The organism is Marinobacter sp. bablab_jr003, from assembly GCF_016464245.1.
In the GTDB taxonomy this organism is placed as follows: Bacteria; Pseudomonadota; Gammaproteobacteria; order Pseudomonadales; family Oleiphilaceae; genus Marinobacter; species Marinobacter vinifirmus.
On sequence record NZ_JADARC010000102.1, the window covers coordinates 1 to 2,863 of the forward strand.

Genomic DNA, 2,863 nt, shown 5'->3' on the forward strand with positions numbered 1-2,863 from the left:
AGGGAGAGTCGATGAGAAAACGACTTCAGGAAATTGACTGAACGTGAACACCCGGGGTACAAACCTCGGTGGGTGATGCGTTAAGAAAAAGGGTGTTCACGTTCAGCCAGAATGGGCGTTCACGTTCGCCGGAATACGCAAACGATCAACTGGAGCTGGAAAGCTGGCTGCGAACAAGCACGCTGAGTCAGAATCTTGTTCTGCGAGCACGAATCGTTTTGGCCCTGAATGCCGGTGAATCACCCAAAGTCGTTGCGGAGCAACTGGGAACCACGACGGCCACGGTATTTAAGTGGCGTAATCGTTACACCGAACAGGGCCTGAGCGGTCTTCGGGATGCACCAAGACCTGGACAACCCAGAAAGCTGGATCAGAAAAAGGTTAAAGCAATTCTTGATGACACGGTCAAAAAGGTGCCCAAGGAATCTACCCACTGGAGCATCCGGTTGATGGCCGAATATGCCGGTGTCAGTCGCTGGCAAGTGCATCAGATCTGGAAAGCCGCTGACCTGAAACCGCACCGGCTGAAAACCTTCAAAATAAGCAATGATCCGGACTTTGCTGAGAAGGTTTTCGATGTCGTTGGCCTGTACCTGAATCCGCCGGATAACGCGCTGGTGCTGTCGGTTGACGAAAAAACGCAGATCCAGGCACTGGATCGCACTCAACCAAAGCTGCAACTGAAACCCGGCCAGATCGAGCGCCGTACCCACGATTACAAGAGGCACGGGACGACCAGCTTATACGCGGCTCTGAATATCCTGAACGGCGAAGTGATTGGGCGCATTACACAACGCCACCGCGCCAAAGAGTTTCTCGACTTTCTGCGACAAATTGATCGAGAAACACCGAAAGAGCAGGACCTTCACCTGATTCTGGACAACAGCTCGACTCACAAAACACCAGAAGTGAAAGCCTGGCTGGAAAAACATCCCCGATTCAAGCTTCACTTTACGCCAACCAGCGCCTCTTGGCTGAATGCCGTGGAGGGCTGGTTTGGTCAACTGGAACGCCGTGCTTTGTACCGTGGCATTTTTACCAGTGTCGGCGAACTGAAGAAGGCGATTCGTCGCTTTATCCAAACTCACAATGAGAAACTGGCAAAGCCGTTCCGCTGGCACAAGAGTGCAGAATCGATTATGACTTCAGTGGCGCGAGCAAAGCTGAGTGTTATTGACAATAAATAAACGGATTACCCGGACGGGACACTAGCTCTAATTGTTTTTTCAACACGGTTCACGGATTAGTGCCAATTAGTAATTCGTTCTGCTAATTAGTAACTAGCTCTACTAATTGATACTAAGCCCTATGTGTCAGCGTAGTTGTCGCCTGAACATTTCAGAGGACAACCATGCCCCATTATTCACCGGAACGTAAAGAAGCCATTCTCCAGAAGATGGCCCCACCTCACAGTCTGACTGTTGCCGAGTTGGCCAGCCAGGAAGGCATCAGTACCGCAACCTTGTACAATTGGCGTAAAGCCGCCAGAGGGGGTCACCCCCGGATCTAGAACCCAACAACGCTCATTGTGTGTGTAACCAATCTGACCATAGTATGAGTTCGCTGCCGGCGCTGCGATGAGTATCAATTTACAAAGCGGGCCCAGGTGTTCTTGGGTCAGTGACTGCAATCGCTTACCTATGCCTGACCTCTGATAGTTTCTATGAACGGCCAGATCTGACAGGTAGCAAGCATAGTGAAAGTCAGTGACACTGCGGGCAAGACCGACAAGTAGAGAGTCATCCCAAGCGCTTACGATGAGATTGGAGTTGGAAACCATTCCCTCCATACAATCTCGATCGTGAATTGGCCGACGCTCCCCAAGGGTAGAGCTATCCAGCAAACCGATGAACTGATCCGTGGTAATGGGATGGTTTACCTTGAAGCTGATCTCCATACCTCTCCCTGGCAATTAACGCCTGGCTTTGCGGCGTGCCGAAGCGCCAGCGTAGGCGCGTCCGGCAACAGCCTCTTGTTAGAACATATGGCCACCGAATTATACCTCTACCAACTCGGCGATTTTTTTCGCGACAACTTCCATTGAGTCATCAGCAGTATCCAATCCAGTTCGAGAGGCAAGCATGGGGCTAACATTTCGAAGAGCTTCATAGGATGTGTTGTGCACGATGGGAATGAGTTGGTTACGTGCCAGCAGTGCTGAAAGCTCTTTGTCTGCGACGCTCTCTTTTGGTAAGCGTTCGAGCATCGCTGGGGTGACCAGTACAAGTCCTATTCGCGAATTCGCCAAACCCCTGTCGATGGCCCGCATCATTGGTACGCCAAGCCCAAGATCGTTCTCGCTGAACCAAACTTTTACGCCAGAAGCCACAAGCAAATCATGCAGGTCTTTAGCCGCTTCTTTACGATCGCCCCAGGCATGACACAAGAAAACATCACGAAGATCAGGTTGTTGTGCTGCTCGAATCTCTACGGTTTCTCGGATGGGTTCGAGAGACTGCACTTGAGCATATGTGTACGGTACAGAAGAACCTGATTTCGACCAGCGTGGCTTTGCACTGCGGCTTGATCCGCCGCTGCTGCTACTGCTCCGAGACGAGGGATAAGATGGAATCGAGTATGGACTGTAGCCTCCGCTTCCGTAACGACTATAGCGCCCGCCACATGCAGGGCAGTTGGCCGCCGCGCTCGCTGAACGATGTCCTCTTGCTGGTGCTGTGCATCTACCCATGTTTCCTCAACCCTCCATGTGAATCATCAGTTCTAACGAGGCCGTAGAAAAACCCGATTCCGAGTCATTCCCAGCGCCTGATTCCTGTAATTTTTATCGCGGCCTTCAACTGGCCGATTCTCGTGATTTCTATATTCAGCCATCCGCTTTGGCCTTTTGGGGCTTTTGGCGCCG

The 2,863-nt window shown here is 51.6% G+C and carries 2 protein-coding genes and 2 pseudogenes; 2 read left to right on the plus strand and 2 right to left on the minus strand.

Translation table 11 applies throughout. The features are described from left to right. Positions 1 to 149: 149 nt before the first annotated feature. Positions 150 to 1,187: an IS630 family transposase gene (locus H3Z84_RS10615; protein ID WP_199457439.1), complete on the plus strand. Its 1,038-nt coding sequence runs from the start codon at positions 150 to 152 to the stop codon at positions 1,185 to 1,187. A gap of 164 nt (positions 1,188 to 1,351) precedes the next feature. Continuing rightward, positions 1,352 to 1,489: pseudogene (locus H3Z84_RS10620) on the plus strand (transposase); the annotation flags it as partial. A gap of 51 nt (positions 1,490 to 1,540) precedes the next feature. On the opposite strand, the pseudogene H3Z84_RS17365 reads toward H3Z84_RS10620, so the two are convergent. Both H3Z84_RS17365 and H3Z84_RS10630 read right to left on the minus strand, forming a co-directional pair. Continuing rightward, positions 1,541 to 1,897 (minus strand): annotated as a pseudogene (locus H3Z84_RS17365) (GNAT family N-acetyltransferase); the annotation flags it as partial. A gap of 99 nt (positions 1,898 to 1,996) precedes the next feature. Continuing rightward, the gene (locus H3Z84_RS10630) at positions 1,997 to 2,461 is read right to left on the minus strand and encodes a toll/interleukin-1 receptor domain-containing protein (protein WP_244177379.1); all 465 of its coding nucleotides are present in this window, start codon (positions 2,459 to 2,461) and stop codon (positions 1,997 to 1,999) included. Between the last annotated feature and the right edge of the window lie 402 nt (positions 2,462 to 2,863).